Origin of the sequence: Pseudocolwellia agarivorans (assembly GCF_002000085.1) — a bacterium.
Classification (GTDB): Bacteria; Pseudomonadota; Gammaproteobacteria; order Enterobacterales; family Alteromonadaceae; genus Pseudocolwellia; species Pseudocolwellia agarivorans.
Window position 1 is genome coordinate 1 of record NZ_MUZU01000023.1, and the last position, 19462, is coordinate 19462.

At 37.3% G+C, this 19462-nt stretch carries 19 protein-coding genes; 6 read left to right on the plus strand and 13 right to left on the minus strand.

The window, feature by feature from the left end; all coding sequences use genetic code 11:
* Positions 1–186: 186 nt before the first annotated feature.
* Positions 187–543 carry a hypothetical protein gene (locus B0X80_RS19770; protein WP_077343507.1) on the minus strand — a complete coding sequence of 119 codons (357 nt, stop codon included), beginning with the start codon at positions 541–543 and terminating at the stop codon, positions 187–189.
* Positions 544–651: 108 nt separating this feature from the next.
* Entirely contained in the window at positions 652–999 is a 348-nt protein-coding gene (locus B0X80_RS19775; RefSeq protein WP_077343510.1) for a hypothetical protein, read from the minus strand.
* Between the two features lie 1246 nt (positions 1000–2245).
* Between B0X80_RS19775 and B0X80_RS19780 the strand changes: the two genes are divergently transcribed.
* The gene (locus B0X80_RS19780) at positions 2246–3214 is read left to right on the plus strand and encodes an integron integrase (protein WP_077343513.1); all 969 of its coding nucleotides are present in this window, start codon (positions 2246–2248) and stop codon (positions 3212–3214) included.
* Positions 3215–3276: 62 nt separating this feature from the next.
* On the opposite strand, the gene B0X80_RS19785 is transcribed toward B0X80_RS19780, so the two are convergent.
* The 5 genes from B0X80_RS19785 to B0X80_RS19805 form a co-directional block, all read right to left on the minus strand.
* Positions 3277–4209, minus strand: coding sequence for a hypothetical protein (locus B0X80_RS19785; RefSeq protein ID WP_077343516.1), 933 nt, complete (start codon positions 4207–4209; stop codon positions 3277–3279).
* 61 nt (positions 4210–4270) lie between these two features.
* Positions 4271–5620 (minus strand): amidase, encoded by a 1350-nt coding sequence (locus B0X80_RS19790; protein WP_245825508.1) that lies wholly within the window; start codon positions 5618–5620, stop codon positions 4271–4273.
* A gap of 174 nt (positions 5621–5794) precedes the next feature.
* Positions 5795–7195, minus strand: coding sequence for a phenylacetate--CoA ligase family protein (locus B0X80_RS19795; protein ID WP_077343519.1), 1401 nt, complete (start codon positions 7193–7195; stop codon positions 5795–5797).
* Between the two features lie 8 nt (positions 7196–7203).
* The gene (locus B0X80_RS19800) at positions 7204–8565 is read right to left on the minus strand and encodes an MmgE/PrpD family protein (RefSeq protein WP_077343522.1); all 1362 of its coding nucleotides are present in this window, start codon (positions 8563–8565) and stop codon (positions 7204–7206) included.
* 25 nt (positions 8566–8590) lie between these two features.
* A complete protein-coding gene (locus B0X80_RS19805) occupies positions 8591–9946 on the minus strand; it encodes an MmgE/PrpD family protein (protein ID WP_089024927.1) in 1356 nt (451 codons plus the stop codon).
* 216 nt (positions 9947–10162) lie between these two features.
* Here B0X80_RS19805 and B0X80_RS19810 point away from each other — a divergent pair, with 216 nt between their 5' ends.
* Positions 10163–10474 carry a YciI family protein gene (locus B0X80_RS19810; RefSeq protein ID WP_077343524.1) on the plus strand — a complete coding sequence of 104 codons (312 nt, stop codon included), beginning with the start codon at positions 10163–10165 and terminating at the stop codon, positions 10472–10474.
* Positions 10475–10504: 30 nt separating this feature from the next.
* Here the strand turns inward: B0X80_RS19810 and B0X80_RS19815 are convergent, their stop codons facing one another.
* Positions 10505–11893, minus strand: coding sequence for a flavin monoamine oxidase family protein (locus B0X80_RS19815; protein ID WP_077343526.1), 1389 nt, complete (start codon positions 11891–11893; stop codon positions 10505–10507).
* Positions 11894–11954: 61 nt separating this feature from the next.
* Positions 11955–13082: a hypothetical protein gene (locus B0X80_RS19820; protein ID WP_217697174.1), complete on the minus strand. Its 1128-nt coding sequence runs from the start codon at positions 13080–13082 to the stop codon at positions 11955–11957.
* A gap of 109 nt (positions 13083–13191) precedes the next feature.
* Here B0X80_RS19820 and B0X80_RS19825 point away from each other — a divergent pair, with 109 nt between their 5' ends.
* From B0X80_RS19825 to B0X80_RS19840, 4 genes are all read left to right on the plus strand, one after another.
* Positions 13192–14265, plus strand: coding sequence for a VOC family protein (locus B0X80_RS19825; protein ID WP_245825509.1), 1074 nt, complete (start codon positions 13192–13194; stop codon positions 14263–14265).
* A complete protein-coding gene (locus B0X80_RS19830) occupies positions 14265–15350 on the plus strand; it encodes a VOC family protein (RefSeq protein WP_077343533.1) in 1086 nt (361 codons plus the stop codon). Before B0X80_RS19825 ends, B0X80_RS19830 begins: the two co-directional genes overlap by 1 nt.
* A gap of 27 nt (positions 15351–15377) precedes the next feature.
* Positions 15378–16079: a Crp/Fnr family transcriptional regulator gene (locus tag B0X80_RS19835; RefSeq protein WP_077343536.1), complete on the plus strand. Its 702-nt coding sequence runs from the start codon at positions 15378–15380 to the stop codon at positions 16077–16079.
* Positions 16080–16290: 211 nt separating this feature from the next.
* Positions 16291–16860 (plus strand): VOC family protein, encoded by a 570-nt coding sequence (locus B0X80_RS19840; protein WP_077343539.1) that lies wholly within the window; start codon positions 16291–16293, stop codon positions 16858–16860.
* A 195-nt stretch (positions 16861–17055) separates the two neighbouring features.
* Here B0X80_RS19840 and B0X80_RS19845 read toward each other — a convergent pair whose 3' ends face one another.
* From B0X80_RS19845 to B0X80_RS19860, 4 genes are all read right to left on the minus strand, one after another.
* Positions 17056–17301 carry a hypothetical protein gene (locus B0X80_RS19845; protein ID WP_077343542.1) on the minus strand — a complete coding sequence of 82 codons (246 nt, stop codon included), beginning with the start codon at positions 17299–17301 and terminating at the stop codon, positions 17056–17058.
* Positions 17302–17405: 104 nt separating this feature from the next.
* Positions 17406–17858 carry a hypothetical protein gene (locus tag B0X80_RS19850; RefSeq protein WP_077343545.1) on the minus strand — a complete coding sequence of 151 codons (453 nt, stop codon included), beginning with the start codon at positions 17856–17858 and terminating at the stop codon, positions 17406–17408.
* A gap of 87 nt (positions 17859–17945) precedes the next feature.
* A complete protein-coding gene (locus B0X80_RS19855; RefSeq protein ID WP_077343548.1) occupies positions 17946–18323 on the minus strand; it encodes a hypothetical protein in 378 nt (125 codons plus the stop codon).
* The gene (locus B0X80_RS19860) at positions 18323–19297 is read right to left on the minus strand and encodes a hypothetical protein (RefSeq protein ID WP_077343551.1); all 975 of its coding nucleotides are present in this window, start codon (positions 19295–19297) and stop codon (positions 18323–18325) included. The genes B0X80_RS19855 and B0X80_RS19860 overlap by 1 nt, the downstream gene beginning before the upstream one ends.
* Positions 19298–19462 lie beyond the last annotated feature (165 nt).

Here is a 19462-nt window from a genome sequence, read left to right on the forward strand (position 1 = left end):
CTATTGGAAAACTACAATAGCGAAACCCGTAGCAGCGTTTACCAAAGCAAAATTGATAAAAATAACTTTAGCTAAAGCACCTTACTACATGAGTTGCATATAACGCCCAAATAACGGGCTTTTATTGCTGGCTAAAATTGCGAGGAACGAGCACAGCCAGCTGTAAAAGTCCCGTTGATTTTCTTGTTATATTGCTTTAAAACCAAACTGATTAACCTTTGAGCCACAATAAAAACAATGAGTTCGACGCTTAGCAACTTTATGTCCACAATCAGTGCACTCTGTTTGAGGAGAAATTTTCCCATCAGCTTTACCATCACGCAAGTCAATTTCTTCGATTTTAGCCTCAATTTGAGATCGGCTAACACCAAGATCATTTAATAACTCGAGAGAAGCCATATTCATAATATATAATTGGTCAATTTTTTCAGCGAGGACATCAAGATGCGATTCATTTTGGAAAGATCTACTTTTAGTTTGATCACCATGAATTGAATTTTTACCTATCCTTAAATCTTGAAATAGATCTGTTAAAAATGCCACTAAACCTCCTTGCAATATAACGCCCTGTTAATGGGCAAAATATAGTTGGCTAGAATAAGCGACGAAGGAGCAAAAGCCAACTGTATTTTGTCCTTGTTAAACAGCTTGTTAGAGTTTTTTACTCTCCAAGTATTTCTTATACTTTTTGTCTATTGCTTCTTTGGAGTACGTTGTGGAATTTTCTTCATTTTCCGATAATGCCACAAGAAGTTGGAGTATTTCACACTCGCTTAATTTCGCCTTATCAGGGAATATACTTTTGGGTGAAAAATTAAAATCTAACCAGCTACCATCATCGTCAAACTCGATGTGAGCACCATTATTTAAAATAGATAACTCTCCATCACGATCATCCCAGACAATACTCACTAGATAATGATATGTATCCTTATCAAATGATTCTGAATAAGGAAACTCTTCGCCGTTACTCCCGACCAATAATTTATCGTATGACATGAGAAAACTCTAACGCCTCATTCAGAGGCTAAAAATTGATGGCCAAAATGGCGAGGCACGAGCAACGGCCAACTGTTTTTAGTCCTTTGCAATGCCTTGTTATATGCCTGATAAACCTGAACTTAAATACAAAAGTCAGAAGTAAAAGACGGTAGAAATAACCGAACTATAAATTGAGCTACCCACAATTGTCAGAACGAAATAATAGCTTTGCCACAAAAGGCTCTTTAACAAGGCAAAGCTTATTAGTGACCATTGAAGAACTAAAATAGCGATACTCGTAGCAACGTTTATAAAAGTAAGATTGATAAAAATAACTTTAGCTAAACCACCTTACTACATGAATTGCATATAACGCCCAATTAATGGGCTTTTACTCCTGGCTAAAATTGCGAGGGACGAGCACAGCCAGCTGTAAAAGTCCCGTTGAATTGCTTGTTATATGACTGATAAACCTGAACTAAAATACATAAGTTAGAAGTAAAAGACGGTAGTAATAAACGCACTATAAATTGAGCTACCCACAAATGCCAGAACGAAATAATAGCTTTGCCAACAAAAGTCTTTTAAATAGGCAAAGCTTATTAGTGACTATTGAAAAACTAAAATAGCGAAACTCGTAGCAGCACATACAAAAGTAACTTTGATAAAAACATTTTTAGCTAAACCAACCATACTATTTGAGTGCATATAACGCCGAAATAATGGGCTTTTATTGCTGGCTTATAATGTTGAGGAACGAAACAGCCAGCTTTAAAAGTCCCGTTGATTTGCTTTGTTATGAGTAACTTAACTAAAACCCAAAACACTAAAACAGTAGTAAACACCCCATTTGTAAATGAAGGCTAACTTGAGCTACTAACAAAACTATCATGAACTAATTATTTTGCCACAAAAGTCTCGTTAATAAAGGCAAAATATATTAGTGGCTTTTATAAAACTAGCCTAGCTCAACTCGTAAGAAGCTAATACAAAAGTCACTTGTTACAACCACCCTTTTAGCTAAACCCAACAAACAATTTGAATAAACTCATAACAGCTTATTAGTTTGCAAAAACCCTGCTTTCCACAAAACATTTACAAACAACTTTAAAAACCTAGATTAAGTCACTTTAATTGAAATATCAACAATATAACTTTTTTATGTATGCTAGCAGCTGTGTGAAAGGAGGAAAAAACCCTGCTTTGTTGTAGAAAGCAGGATTTATGCTATACTGTATATAAACACAGCCATCAATATAAATATATGAGCTCTCCATTTTTAAATTATGTAAAAGAAAAAATGCAATTAAAACGTTATGCTAAAAGAACCATTGGCACGTATTTATATTGGATTAAGGCTTATATTAACTACAACCAACAAGCGCATCCTATTAATTTACATGACCGTGAAGTAGAAGCGTTTCTTTCATATTTATCAAATCAAATGAATGTTGCCCCAAGAACACAAGCACTAGCGTTAAACTCTCTCGTTTTTTTATATAAACACGTACTCGATAACCCCTTAACATTCGATTTAGCTTTTAATAAAAGTCGTATTCAAACCAAACTCCCCGTCGTACTTACAAAAGAAGAGGTTAAAAGCCTTTTATTAAACACCCATGAAAAACACGCATTACCTATTCAAATTATGTATGGCAGTGGTTTAAGGCTTATGGAGGTGGTAAGGCTTAGAATTAAAGACATTGATTTTGACTATCATTCAATTCAAATATGGCAGGGTAAAGGTGGTAAAAACAGGCGAGTTACATTGGCTAAAGAGTTAGTAGGTAAGCTAAAAACACAAATTCAATTAGCAAAAAGTATTGCCTGTAGTGATTTAGAAAAACCTCAATATAACGGTGTTTATTTACCTTATGCGTTGGCGAGAAAATACCCTCAAGCTAATAAAGACATTGGATGGCATTATTTATTTCCGTCATCTCGCTTGAGTGTAGATCCTGAATCAAAGTTATTAAGGCGACATCACATTGATGAAACGCTTTTGCGTAAAGCAGTTAAGGCCGCTTCGCATCAAGCTAATATTGAAAAAAACGTAACTTGCCATACTTTGCGTCATTCATTTGCCACTCACTTATTACAACGCGGCGCAGATATAAGAACGGTACAAGAACAATTAGGACATACCGATATTCGTACTACACAAATTTATACTCATGTCATTGAGCATGGTGCTAACGGAGTTACTAGCCCGTTATCTGATTTAATGAGCTAACACCTATTTCAATCATTAGAAAAAGTTGAGATAACGAGTTATAAAAGGGTTAAACGTATCAATTAATTTTTAACTGAATCTATAGGTAAAGCTGGAAATAAGGGTGCTGACATTTCAACAAGTTCTATTAATTCCCCTGCTGCTCCGCGTATACTTGCACTACGCCGCCCTTGATACGCGTTACTTTTTTGAGTAGTTGGTGGGCTAATAAAAGGCGCTGTGATCTGGTTTAGGTTTTTAACACCAAAGCTCACCATAGCAATACCTGCGGGTAATTCATCAGTGTTAATATCTATGGTTTTTGCATTATCTGGGTATTGGTCTATTTCTATTAAAAACTGTTCTTTTAGTTCAGCTATTGCCAACGAATGAATGGTTTCTTCAGGTAAATTATAGGCTTCTGATAACACACCTATTCTGTAAGGATATGGTCCTGAAACAGGAACTTTTAGTTGCTCGCGATAAAAACCTTTCATGCCTGCCATGTTTGTACCACCTAGCACCATAATAAATACATTATCAACAAAACTGTCGGCTACGCCTAAATTAAAGCTAGATTTCGCGGGATCAATCACTCGGGTAAAGTATAGTAATTCGTTATTCGGTCCTTGTGCTTGAAAAGCAAGAATGTTCCTTTTTTTAGTTAAGAACCTTGGCGGTCGTATCAATTTAAATGGTGAATCTTTTAATTGTTCGGCCAGTAAGTCGGGGTTTTGTACTAAAATTTCTATTGCGTTCCAACCTTCTTGACGCATAGGTTTATAGTCAGTTTTGTGCTTGTCTTCAATAAAACGTAAAAAGACCTGTTTGTTACTCTCTGGCTGCATAACTAAATAGTTACGCCCTGCAACATTTTTTGCACCCCAGCTTTTTGCTAACGGCTCTGAAATTTTACCTCGTTCAACCAACTCGTAGCCAAGATATTGTTCGTAGGCACTTTCTGTTTTTTCTAAGTTTTGACTAAGTACGGTAACCATGAGTAGAGTTTCTAACATGTATTTTCTTCCCCGTATAAAGCGATTTATGAAACGTAGTTAATGTTAAAAAACATGAAAATCACGCTAATAATTCAATAATGGTATTCGGTATTTTATATTGAAATTGTGTATGTGTTTGCCATTGTTCAGCAAGCGTTAATAGCGCTAAATCGCTAGCGCCTTTGCCAATTAATTGCATGCCAGAAGGTAACGCGTTATTAGTAATCATAGGTATAGACACCGCTGGAAGTCCTGCCTGGTTAGCTAAACTGGTTAAATCAGCTTGATTGGCCGGTATTGCATCATCAAACGAAAAAGCTCTCTGTGGTGCTGTTGGCATCAGTATAAAATCGCCATGAGAAAGTATGTTTCTAGCTTCTATTATTGCGTTGTCTAATACACGTTCAGACTTGATCACATCCATTGGTGATTTTTTATCAATGTAGCTTAATAAACTTTTTAAATACGGTGAAAATTGTTCATTGTTATTTAACCAATGTGCTTCGTGTTCTACTCGCATTTCTGCTTCGCAAATAATTAAGCCAGCTCGTCGTGCGGCACTAAAATTATAATGTGAAATATCAAACGTTTTAATTTCACAACCCATGCTTTTAAACGCATTAAGGTTTTGATTAAAATCTTCAATAATACTGTCATCAATACCTAACGCGGCTAAGTTGTCAGGAATTAATAATATGGGTTTATTGAGTAAGGTTTGCTCAAAGCTTATCGCTTGTGAAGAAGCATCGTTTATATTAAAGCCAGCCATTAACTTTATGGCTAATGTTAAATCTCGTGCAGAACGCGCAATAGGTCCAATGCTATCAAGTAATCGACTACAGGCGACTGAACCGCTGATACTTAACGCACCACGGCTTGGTTTAAAACCAAATACACCACAATAAGATGCAGGAATACGTACAGAGCCCATAGTGTCAGAGCCTAACGCTAAAGGCGTCATACAAGCGCTAACCGCTGCACCTGAACCACCAGAAGATCCACCCGGCGTTAATGATATGTTATGGGGATTTACGCAATGACCAAAATGAGCATTTTGATTGGTTGCCCCTAACGCACCTTCGTGCATATTAAGTTTTCCGCTAAAATTAGCGCCAGCATTACGTAATTTATTAACAACAAAAGCGTCTTGTTCTGGGCGAGAATGCCTAAGTATTTCAAGCCCTGCAGTGGTGTTAAACCCTTTAACATCAATATTGTCTTTTACTGCTACGGTTAAGCCCAACAATTCACTATCGGTTTGTGTTTCAGCTAACGTGTCGTTAACAGCAATAAATGCATTAATGGTAGGATTAAGCTTATTAATCAAGGCCATTTGTTGCTGATTTATTTCTTGTGCAGAAACCTGTTTAGCTTTTACAAGTGCTAATTGCGCGGTTAAATCTTGCTGTAAAATAGTAATATCGATCATTAAATACCTTAACACTTTTCATATTTTTACAACTCACGTTACCTAAACACTTTCATTTAAGCTAGCTATTCAAATAACGTGATGCATAATGTAGGCTAATAACTAGCCTCTAGTACATTAAATTAAGTCAAATCAAACTAAATTAAGTTAAGTTAAGTTAAGTTAAACAAAAACCTAAAAACGATCGTCTATTAATCTGATCGGTTTTTGTCGCACATCAACTTGCGTTAAATGAGTTAATTCGCCCTCAGATAACAGCTCAACCTGTACTTCAATACCTATTTTACGTTTTAATATTTTCGCGTATTCGGCTTGAATATCAGCACGTTGATCTTCTGGCGTACTCACTTCTGCCATTACAATCATTTCGTCACGACCATTTTTATCGCGTACCGCTTTACAAATAAACTCACCTAAAAATTCAGTACGTCCGTCAAGCATAGGACCAACACCTTGCGGATAAATATTAATACCACGTAATTTAACCATGTTGTCTGAACGTCCCATAAAACCACGAATACGTTTAAACGGCATAGACATTTTGTTTTCGGTAGGAATAACTTCTGTTAGATCGTAAGTATTGAAACGAATAATAGGATAAACGTCATCTTTATATAAACAGGTTACAACCATATTACCTTTTTCACCATCAGGTAAAGGTTGATTAGTTTCAGCGTCTAACACTTCTAAAAAGTGAGCGTCTTCCCAAACGTGCATACCGTCGTGATCTGGTCCTTCGGCTGCGATGGTTCCGGTATCACCTACGCCGTACCAATCAAATAACTCAGGCCCACCCCATGCTTTCGCGATACTTTCGCGGCTTTCCATACCTAGGTGACCAATAATCATATCTATTTTTATATCTTCACCAGGAATAAGTCCTTCTTCACGCGCCACTTCAGACAATCGCTTAATGTAGTCAACAAAACCCACTAATACATTAGTACCAAAAGTGTGCATTAAGCTAACTTGTTGCGCCGAACGTGTTTCTACACCTGTACCCGCTGATAAAAACAAAGCATTAGTATAATGCGTAACCGCTTCGCGGATGTAATGTCCGCCATTGATCATGCCATGGCCATAACAAGACTGAACCGTTGCGGCAGGCTTTAAGCCCATAAAACGATAACTACGTGCAACTAATAACGATTGAATTTCACGACTTTTAGGGCCAAACAATAGTGGTTGCGGCGTACCTGTGGTGCCACTGGTGGTATGAAATACAATAGGCGGTCTTTCTTCTGCAGGAATATCGTCTAAGCCATGAAAATCACCTAACGGTGGATACTTTTCAACGCTGTCCATAATGTCTGATTTAGAAATTAAAGGCAGTTTGGTTATGTCATCAAGACTTTTAATGTCTGAAGGTTTTACGCCAGCATTGCCCCAAATTCTTTGATAAAAAGGAATTTGCCATGCACGATCAACCACCTGTAAAAATCGCTCATTTTGTAAAGAAGTAAGCTGTTCACGTGTCATGTTTTTAAAACGTGTATTCAACTCGTCGCCTAACGGATAGTCTTTTAGCATTTGCTTGTGGTCAAATGATTCAAAATAAGTAGGATAACTCGCCATTGTGGTACCTAATGATTGTTTAAAGTTAAAGAAACTAGATCGTTAATATTGTTGATGTCACCTAGGTGATCTATTTCAACTATTAGCTGTTGTATTTGTTGTTGATCTAGCGGATGTTTTGCACTTGAACATGCTGCTGTAAATTTTGTAATTTGTGCTTTTTTTGATAGCGGCCTTGCTGGGTTGCCTAATACGGCTGCTAATTCTATGTGATGTGTTTTTCCGTTGTGTAGTGTTACTTCTACACTTACCGGAGCTAAAGCGTTTAAGTCTTTACAACTGTTAAGCTCTGTTGTTACTTTTTGCGCTAGCGCTAATCGGTTTGAATCAGTTAATAAATGTGGTTCAAAATCTTCAACCGTTACATTACCTGTTATTAGCGCTGTTGCTGCTATATAGCCGTTACACAACTTTGCATAACTCACATCCATATTATTGTTCGCAGGGCGCCCTACTAACCGGTGAATTAACGGCGTGGCGCGAATAACCACGTGTTTAACATCTTCAGCGCTAAACTTATGCTCAGCTTGTAAAGTCAGTAAACCGTCTATTCCGCCATGGCCTGCTCTGCCCGTTGGATAAGGTTTATGGCTTACACATTCTATTTGATATTGTTTACCAATATTTTCGTTAAAGTAGGTTAAGTCGTAACTGTCTTCAAACAAGTTAAAGTAACCAAAAGGCCCTTCTAAAATATCTTTTGGCCCTTGTAGCCCAGCCATTGCCATATCAAACGCATTAATCGCATTGGCAGAATTAATACCTATTTGCATAGGTAACATAGGCGAACCTTCAACATGAGCTTGCATGGTTCCACTTATTTGACTGTAAGCAATACCTAGCGCATTTTTTAAGGTATCGCCCTTTATATTTTTAATCGCAGCTAAACCTGCTGTAGCGCCTAAACAACCACAGATTGACGGTCTAAAAAACTTCATAGCACCTGTCGCTGATGCACCAATTAACGTAGCTACATCTACCGCAACGGTAATCCCTAAAATAAGTTGTTTGCCGGTAATGTTTTCTCGCTGTCCAAAAGCCATTAAGGCCGAAAGAATAACCGCCATAGGATGCACCACGGCTGGCTCGTGCACACAATCCCATTCTTGATTATGAATTTGAAAACCATTAACAACTGCCGCCGCATTAGCAGGTAACCATTCTCCGGTACTCCATACTTGCGCTTGTTTTGCTTCTCCCCACGTTGCTACCGCTTTTTTAACATGTTGAGTAGTAAGTACACGGCTGCCACTAATACCAACGCCTATAGAGTCAAGCACAAAGGTTTTAACTGCGTTGACGCTGCTGTCAGGCAGATTTTCAAATGTGGTTTGCTCAATATGTTGTAGTAACGTTTCTATGGCTGTCACGTGGTTCTCAGTATCGGTAAATGGGCTAAGGCTTTTTAATGAATGATGTTAATAAAGCTAAGTCTGTTTCTTGCGACCATTTCATAGAAACAATTTGGTTAATGTTTTCAGGATCTATATCTGCAGCTGTCATTAACATACGCGCTTTATCTTTTAGCTGTTCAATGGTTAAGGGTTTTTCAGGGTCGCCTAAAGTATCAATAACCTGCGCAGTTAACGCTTCTCCAGACTTAAGTTTTACAATACAACGTGCACCAAAATGAAACGGATAGTTTGCTTCAATGTCTTGATCTACATGCACACTAACTAGTGATCTTATATCGGCCAGTTGTTCTAAATTGCTTTCATGGTAATGGCTTAACTGTGGCTCGCCCCACTGTAAAATGGCTGCAACCGCATGTTGAATACTAAACTTAGCCTGTAATTCCGTTTCGGGGGTTGCTCGGTCGCAAAATAATTGAGCATCTTGGTAAGTATGAATTTCAATAGAGAGAATATCAGCTATTGCTAACGGTTCTGTTTGCTCACGCTCAGCTAACGCAGTGAGTATTGCATCTATCGCCGGGTGTGCATGTCGACACGCTGGCCAAGGCTTAAAACTACAATCATATAAACGCCAAGTATCACTTGGTTTTACAAACACACTGGCTTTAGCATCAGTTGAAAAAGCATTAAAAATACCTTGCGGACCTTCTAAAATATATTCAGGGCCTAACAATCCTTTTTTAGCTAATATTGCCGACATAGTACCCGCGCGTGTTGCTTCAGAATTATGCCATTGCTTAGTAAGCACTTTTTCGTTTCGCATTTGCCATAAGCCACCTGTGCGGCTGCCTACGTTACCTAAAGCATGAACACTTTGCTCGATAGATAACGTTAATAAATGCGCCACGGCTAACGAAGCGCCCATACCTGCGCAGGTAGCGGTATTATGAAAGTATTGATAATGACTTCGGCCAATAGACTCGCCTAAACGAATAGTAATTTCATACCCTAAAACCACGGCATTTAAGAAATTACGCATAGGTAAGTTATATTTTTGTGCGATAACTAAAGCGGCAGGAATAACAACAGGCCCAGGATGTAAAATTGAACTACGGTGAATGTCGTCCATTTCAAGCACATTACCTAACGCACCGTTAATTAATAACGCATCTTGCCAATGACAAGCTTCACCAAACACAACATGATTTTTATAGTCAGCATGTAAGGGTTCTTCATCTATATACGCTTGGTATACTTGAGCGGCTACCGACTTTCCACCTAAACTACAACAGGCTAACCAATCAAGTACGTGCAAAGCGGCTCTTTGACGATCAGCATCTGAAATCGTTTTGCTTTTAAGATAATGTAATAGTTCTTTGGTTAAAGATAATTCCATAGACACACGCATTTAGTTGATGAAAACTTAATTTGTCCGTACAAATTTAGCACTAGAACTAGAATATGACATTAAATATAGAAGGATAATATGACGAATATCAAATCGCCCTACCTAAATAATTGCAAAGCAACAAAATAAAGCACTTAATATATTCACGCTACTTCAAGCTTGAAGTAATATCAGTACAAATAAAAACTAAAATAAGGTTTCGCCATGTTAGTTATGTTTAATTGTATGGATAAGGAAAACCAACAAAATAAAAGATTTGAATGCTTAAAAGATCATCTCCTGTGGGTAGAAAACAATATGTCGGCTATTAAAGTCGCTGGCCCACAATTACACCCACATTCAGATAGAATCATTGGCTCTTTTTATATTATTGAAGCAAACACTATTGAAGATGCACATATGCTATTTCAAACCGACCCCTATTATATGGCAGGTATATGGAAAGTTGTTTCAACAGCTGAATTTAAAGGTTATGCCGGTACATGGGTTGGTGGAAAGAACTGGCCTGAGTTCTAGTTTTTTATAAAATTAAGCCTAATGAGTTAGCTAGGCTTTCTGTATCACTTGGCTCGCTGCATTTAAACCTGAAACTAACGCTGACTCCATACCATTATAGTCATGATTGGTGTGCTCCCCCGCAAAATGTAAATTACCTGCAGATTCACCCATTTTACCGGCAAACTGCTGTACTTGATTGGGCGCAAAGCTTGAATAAGCACCTTGGCTGAAAGGATTATTGCCCCACGATTGTAAATAAACCGGTTTAATTTTGTTCGTTAACGAAGGGCGTTGTTTAATTAATGCTTTATGAATATGCGCCATCGCGTTTTGTTTGCTTAGCGTATCTAACTTTTTAGCTGCATCACCGTTTATCCAGCTCACTAAATGTTGCACAGATCCATTATCACCTTTCGAGGCAAAGATACGACCTAAATCACCGTTTGACCACATATTAGCGGGCAAACCATCTTCAAGCCACGAATCATCACTTACTTCAAAGTGTACTTGAGTAATAGCGGTATAATTTAATTGCTTGATTGCGGCTCGTTGTACTGCGTTTATATTCGCCTGAATATCGATATGACGTAAAACACTAAACGGAATAGTACAAATACAGTGTTTAGCCGAGTACGAACTACCATCTTTACAATTAACTTGTACGCCAGTATTAGTCGTTTTAATTTGAGTGACCGACTTATTTAGCTCTACAGGAGATAGCTGAGCCGCCATAGCATTAATAAATTTACTATTACCATTTACCACTCGGTCAGCACCACCGCCACCCGACATCATTTGTGTTAATACATGCACCGCATCAGCACCTGATAACTCAGCCAAATTATTAGCATTTACGTTGGCATTTATTAACGCTAATGCTTGTTCAGATGCGCCTAATTCCGTTAATAAGCTTTGCATTGAACGATCTAAGTGCGCGTACTTAGGCAAAGTCCAATCATTCGCTATGGTTAATTTTGGGAATTTTTTCAAATAATGAAAATACAGCTGTGAAGGAAGTAGCTTTTTTTCTTCAGCATTTAATTTATTTTGAACATGGCTAGGCCATGCTTGAGCAGAAATTAGCTGATGATTAATTGCAAAGGTATTACCGCGCATAAAACCAGATAAAGGCGCTAATGGCACATTGAGTTGTTGAGCTAATGCGCGCATGTAACCATATCCTTGGCCTATTTGCATACCTCCGGCTTCAGGGTTGGTGGCAATATGACTCAAGGTTTTAACTCGGCCACCTATTCGGTCGTCTCCTTCTAATAGTTGAACATTAAGGCCCGCCATTTTTAAATTATAAGCAGCGCTTAAACCAGCAAGGCCAGCGCCTATTACAATAACATCGGCATTTTGCTTAGCGTATGAAATAGGTAATATTAAACCAGCAGATGCTGCCGCTATTCCTTTGATAAACTGTCTACGTTTCATACGTACCTCTGTGTGTTAGAGCTGGTGCTTGCCAAATAGCAGAATGCGAAATATCAGAACATTATTGATTTGTTTTAACTAAATCTAATTTCAAAACTGGAGCATTAACAACTTTTTTTCTTTCAATAACTTGCCAGCTTGCACCATCAGGGCCTTTAATAACAAAAGAGGCTTCACCAAATTCATTGTTATACATTTTAGAAACATTCAGTTTGTGTTTTTGCGCAAGCTTATAAATTTTATTAGGTGTTTTTGTATAAACAGAATGAAGCGTAATACCCTTTTGGCCTATTGCTTGGCTGTCGCTTCTGTCTGGGCGGATATCAGGATTAATGAAAAATTTCAGCTTACCTGAAATGTCATTAGGGCTTACAAAACCTCGGTACCAATGGCTTGAACCGTCAGCCATATTAAATACGCGTTTAGGGCCTGCTTGCCAGTCGCCATCTAATACTACAGGGCCTTCAGGTTTAAAACCTAAAACATCACGATAATAATTCGTTTTGTTGTATAGGTCTTCTTTAGTTTTTCCGCCTAACATAAAGTCATTATGGGTAATTTCACTCGTTTGCAGTGGTGAATGATCTCCAATAGTACCGTAACCAGGAATCGTGTAACCATAACGTTGAAAGAACACTAAATTAACCAGCTCGCCATATATCCCCATTTCTCTCACACCAATACGACGGTTTAATACATTAGGTTTACCTTCGGTTAATCCGTATAAATCGGCATAAATAGGCTCTGTTGGTAACCATTTTTCACCCGATAATCTCGCATCAGAAAACACATCATGTATTCTTACAATGTCTTTTGTGCGCATAACCATCATACGCTGACCAACCGTTTCAGGTTGCGAATAACCCACACCGTCACCCGTTGGCTTTTTCCACTGTAAAATACGAATAAGCCCGTGACTGTCTATATCGCCATTTTGCAATCTAAAAGAGGTAAGCTCGCTTTTTACGCCGTATAACTTAAAAGCTTGGCTGTCAGAAAACCTTGCTTGCTCTTTTACCGAAAAGCCAAATTCACCTAAAAAGGTAATTAAGGGTTTAGCGTCGTCTGTACCTATCATCACTTCATATACACCACTTACACCTGTTTGTGCAGGTTTTACTTCTTCAGCGAGTGAGTTAAAGCTCATCAATGTGACAATAATCAAAAAGTATCTAATACGGTTGTACATGAGTATTTACCTATTTTTATTTGCGTGTAAATTAAATAAACACACGAAATTATAAGAAAGTGGTCTATTTATGTTTAATCGATTATTCATCAGATTCAAAGTATTTAAATTGACAATTGTCAGTATCTCGTTAGCTATTTCAGCTTCGTTGATATTTATGCCTTTAGTCACCCATGCTGAAAGCAAAGATGCCTTAGCCCCCAAAAGTAAAAAAGAAGACGCCTTAGCGCTGCCACTGCATACCGTAACTATTGCTACCGTGTCGTTACAGCAAAGTCTTTTATTTTATCGTGACGGCATGGGGTTAAGTGTAGAAGGACCTATTGCATTAACGCCACAGCAAATAAACGCGCAACGTAAATTATGGCAAATGCCTGCAGATTTAAATTGGCATACCTATCGTTTATATCGAAAAGGTGTACCCGAAGCGATTCAAATACAATTACTTGTACTAGATAAAGCTACACCAAACATTCATCAAAGTTGGAATTCTACCGAATTAGGGCCTTTCTCTTTAGGTTTTCCGAATACCGATACTATAGCCCTTGATAAAAAAATTAGAAAAGTAGGCTTCGGCGCTTTAAATGTTTTAGAAAGTTACCCCATACCAAGAACAGACGGTACAACCTATCAAATAGATGAAACCATTTTTAATGCCCCTGATTTTGTACATGGCGTAGCTATAACACGTGGTAACGGTATGTCGCAGTTAGGGCCTATCGACAGTAATGGCATGGGCGGCCCAGCTTACTCAGCACAAATTATTGAAAACTCTGAAGAACATTTAAAATTTTATACTGATGTTTTAGGGCTTGAAATAAGATCAGATCGCGAATTTAAAAGTGCTGGCGATAAAGGTGCGATGAACTTAGCCAATGGTACCGTATTCCGGTTCGCTATTGTTTACAGTAAAGGTGCAACCACAGGCCATATGCTATTTGTAGACTTTAGAAACATTAAACCAATTAAGCCAACAACTCGCCCTAGCCTACCTAATATTGGTATTGGTATGTGGAGCTTTCCGGTAACCTCGGTTAAAACAGTTTTAAAAAATGCCCAAAATTTTGGAGCTACCATAGTCAGCGAAGCTATAACGGTAAACAGCCCTATTTACGGTAAAGCAACGGTAGCAACCTTAAGAGCACCTAATGGCTTTTTAATTGAAATATTTGAGGCTAAATAATGAGACTAATGTCAAAGCAACCGCAACTCGTATTTAAAACAACAATAAACCTGTTTTTTTGCTGTTTAGCTTTATTACCGTTTATTTTTTCTTCTCCGACTATGGCTGCTCAAATAACAAAAACAAAAGAAACACCATTAAAAATTGGCGGTTTTAGTGAGACCGTTATGATCGTTTCTAATGTCGATGCCGCTAGTCAGTTTTATCAAGACATTGCAGGCTGGCATGTAATAGACAACAGTCCGGCAGATAATCATTTACTAAATTTGTGGAAATTACCTGCTCACACTAAAGTAAAACAAACACTACTTGCTAATAAAGGCGCTACTACCGGATTTATTCGCTTAGTTGAACTACAAGGCATAAAACAACAACGCATACGCGCAAACACACAAGCTTGGGACGTTGGCGGTATTTTTGATATAAATATGCGTGTAAAAAGTATGGACGAAACATTTAAAAAAATGCAACAGCATGGCTGGGGTAGTAATACAGAGCCAGTTCAATTTACCTTTGGTCCGTTTGTGGTAAAAGAATGGATCGTTAAAAATTCAGATGGTATCGCCTTTGCACTTATCGAACGTGTTGCCCCTACATTAGAAGGCTGGCCAAATTTGAAAAAATTTAGCCGTGTATTTAACTCCACACAAGTTGTAGCCGACATAGATAAATCTCTACATTTTTATCAAAACATTTTAGGATTTAAAACCTACTTAGAACATAAAGGAGCTAGTAAAGAAGCAGGACCAAATGTATTAGGACTGCCCCACAATATAGCCACGCAAGTTGAACGCTCGGTTTATATTTTACACCCCGAAGGAAAAAACGAAGGTTCGGTTGAGCTTTTACAGTTTCATGGTGCAATCGGAAAAAACGTTTCATCACTCGCACAGCCCCCTAATATTGGCATAACCACATTAAGATTTCCGGTAAACAATTTAAATGCTTTAAAAAAATTATTAACCGATAACAACATAAAAATTGAAAGTCAGCAAAAAATGCATTTGCTTCCTTATGGTTTAGTGCATATTCTTAGTGTTAAGACTCCTGATAATACTTGGTTAGAATTTTATCAAGAAATTTAATCACTATTGCTGTACGGAAAATAATTAATGTCATTAGATATAAATAAAGTATCAATTAAAACCTCGTTAAGTTCATGTTTTGGCAACAATGTAAAAGAAATTGAAGCTTCAAACGAATTTTTTAATGAACTGGCTGATAAAGCAGAAGAAATTACAATAGGAAGTCACGAATATTTATTTAGGGAAAATGATCCAAGCGACTATGTTTACGTACCTGTGTCGGGCGCTTTAATGTTAGAGCGCTCTACTTCTACAGGATCTCGTCAAGTGTTCGCCTTTTTATTTACCGGAAATATTATTGGAAACGCCAAAGACACTTGGTACACCTTTAGCGCTAAAACGCTAACAGAATCAACCGTCATAAAAATACATCAAAAAATGATCCGAGATATATTCGACAAATACCCCATTATTGCACAACGATATCAAGAAATGATGCAGCACATTTTGTCGTTAATATTAGATCAACTCTTTATTATGGGACAAAAGACCGCCCACCAACGCATCGCTCACTTCTTACTTGATATGGAACATCGTTTAGGACACGGCTCTACACGTTTTCATCTACCCATGAGTAGACAAGACATTGCCGATTACCTTGGAATGTCTTTAGAAACAGGTAGTAGAGGCTTTAGTAAACTCAAAAGAGAAGGCTTAATTCAAATCGACAGTAATTATCAAATTACTATATTAGACGGTGTTAGCTTAAAAACCTACGCAGAAGGTTAACAATAGGATCATATATACCCGTTATCATTCAAGCACTCTGCAATAGCCTCTTGATTGGTAACAGGTATGGCTCCGAATACCTCTCAACATAAATTTATACCAATCAAACAAGCTTTAATTGACAATTGTTAATGCCCTACCTGTATCAATACAGCGAATATAATAAAGCTATAACAACAGCACAATTAATAACAACAACTAAGGTTTTATTATGAATAAAGTACTGCAATTATTACTAGTTACCTGTATTACATTTACAGCCTCCATATCAGCCAAAGAAACAACCAGCGAAGAACGTGCTCCCATTGATATTAGGCGTACTACCTTTATTGTAAACGATGCAGATAAATCACTCGCCCTGTATCGAGACGCTTTAGGTTTAAAAGTAATTTATGATCAAGTGATCAGCACTCCAATGGAAAACGGCGAAATAAAAAAACGTCGACTTGTATTTTTAAAAGCAAATAACGATTATGTTGGGGTACTCGGCATACTTGAATACATACACCCGTTAAAGCCTCAACGACAAGAAAAGTTTAATGAACCTGTACCGGGCGATCCGATTACCGTAATTAACGTAGACGATTTAGATAAAGTATGGCCAGCTGTGGTTGCCTCACCAGGAATAACAGTAATTGATAAACCAGAGTTAGTTGAATACCCAAGAGGAAATGGTGAAAAAATACGAGTAAAACAAACCATGATCCAAGACGCTGACGGTTATTGGTTAGAAGTAAATCAATTATTTGACAAACCCGCAAGCAGTGCTGATAAAAAATAATAACAAATCGGTTAATGAACTGAGCTATTTTATACGCAAAATAAATGATCAATGCGTTAAATAATAAATCGCCCAATAAACATTAACAATACAACAGGCTAATATTCATAATAACAGCCTGTTGTATATAGCTTTGCCATTTACATCTATCAAGTTTTACATGATCTTAAAAAGTAAGTTCAAAACTTTTGGTTATCATGAGTTAAAGTTAACAACTAAAAAAATAAGTAAAATATAAAAAAGTAAACCTACTATATAAGGCACAATAAATCCCTTATGGGATGTATCTTTTAAACGTTTAAATTCACTGTAATGATATAATTTATAATTACTACCCCCAAAAGAAATAGCCCGTAAAATACCCGCCCCTGTTACATACAATATAAAATCAAAAGCTAAAGCCACAAAAATATTTGGGATAAATTCAATTAAAACACTCATACAAGCCCCCTATTATTAAACAAATCATAATTTCCCCTCTATTCACTAGAAAACAAAGTCCTTTTAAGGAACTTGATATACGGCTTACCATGTACACCATTTGTCTACTCTGAAAGTTGGCATCTTTTAGGTAAATTGAGTTTTAAGTCAATATCGAAAAATTGCTCCATTAACAGATATTGTTCACCTTGGATTGAAACTTCAAAGCTTAAATTTTTTCTTCCTCCACCAATATTATAATTTGCCCAGTTAGGCCATAGTTTAAAAATACGGCCAGTAAAAAGCACTTCTATAGTATTATCGATATGCTCCATGCTTCTAGTAATGTTTTCAGGCATTAAAAAGCCTTTAATATCGTTTTGAATAAGGAAGGTATTGTTGTCGCTTCCGCCATGAGTTAATAACCACAAAAAAGCATCGCTATCGCTAGAAAGCAATGAAAATATCTCAAGAGGTGTACTGTTGTATTTAGGAAAACAGTCAGACTCAATTTCTTTTTTGCTAAAAAAAGGAGTACAAGCTGTTAATAATAAGAATAATACAAATACCTTTTTCAAAACTCCCACCCTCCATGAATGTATAACGCTTACATCAGCAGAAAAAACCAACTGTTTTTTGTCCTTGTTTAACAGCTTGTTAAGCCTCTATTTACTAAAGACGCCAAGACTATCAAGCAATATTAATAAAGCACTTACAAGCCCTGAAGTTGTTAACACCCAATAAAACACAAAACCTAATATCTGATCAAATTTAGTTGTATTTTCATATAACGCAGTTGCATTAGCATACACGAATGAAAACTTACTATTTTCTACCTTTTTAGCCCAAGCCCTTGGAAATGCAAATGCTTGAGCAACATTAATAATATCCCAGCCACTAGCATACTCGACACCAAGCAGATCTTGGGTTTTTGGGTTCTTTCTTAATTTACGTACAGTTATCTGCCCAAAAGCAACATACAAGATTCCACTCACCATTGAGCTGGTAATTATGAAAAGGACGATTATTGTAGTCGTACTCATCAGCGAGTTAACTCTTTCATAATAACATCGTAAGCATCGCCACTATTATTTTTCATATAATTATTTGTCATAATAGAGGAAGACGCTGCAACTCCAGCTACAACCAACCCACCCACGATTAAACCAACCCAACCAACAGGTGTAGCTACCATTAAAAATGTTAGCGCTGCGGCTCCGGCGTTGACGGCACCAATACCTACCGTCGCACTAGCAGCAAAGCTACTAGACTCAATAAACATTTCACGTTCCCAGTTACCACCTGCTTTATAGCTATTCTGAATATTACCAACACGACTACCAAAGTCGATAATGGTAAGACCATTGCCTAAAACTTTTGCGTATTTAGTAAATTTAACAATATTGTCAGCTTGAACAGGTGTCATTATGTCTAATTTAGCCATATTTCTACTACTTTTGGCGATATTTGCACCTCGGTCAAAATTAGTCAGTGGTGTACCGCGACTCGATTTAACTTGGCTTGTTACAACATCAACTTCGTGTTTAAAGCTATTTTGCATTTTATCGAAAGCCATTTTGGCTTTTTGTTTAGCGGCTACTTTAAGAGGTGATTTACTTTTTGCTACTTGGCTATATTCCATTAAAGCAGATTGGTAGTTTTTAACTGAATCAACGAAACCTCCTATTCTATTTGCGTAGACACTGGTGGCTGCCCCCATTAACCCTACATTATACTCTTCCAGTTGAGAGCTAATGGACGAAAGAGAAAGCAAATTGTCACCACCAAAAGATAAAGCTAAGCTCGTCAGTTTTTTGGTAATTGAAGGATTAGATAGTTTTGCTAATGATGTTTTACCAACAGCTGAATTACCATTTTTTAATAAATAAGGCGTATTAGCGATAATCATACCTGGGTTGGCACAAGTAAGAGATGAAGCTAGTTCAACACCAATGCCGCATTCATTTTTAAATACGCTTGCACTATAAGTGCGATTACATAAAATTATTTCATTCATTTTCTTTTAAGTTCCTTTTAAAGGTTGAATTATACTCTAAACGTTGATTTAGAGGTTTAACGCCTCACTAAGAGGCAAATAATAGTTGGTTAAAATAAGCGACGAAGGAGCAAAAACCAACTGTTATTTGTCCTTTTAAGTGACTTGTTATAAGCCGGATTACAA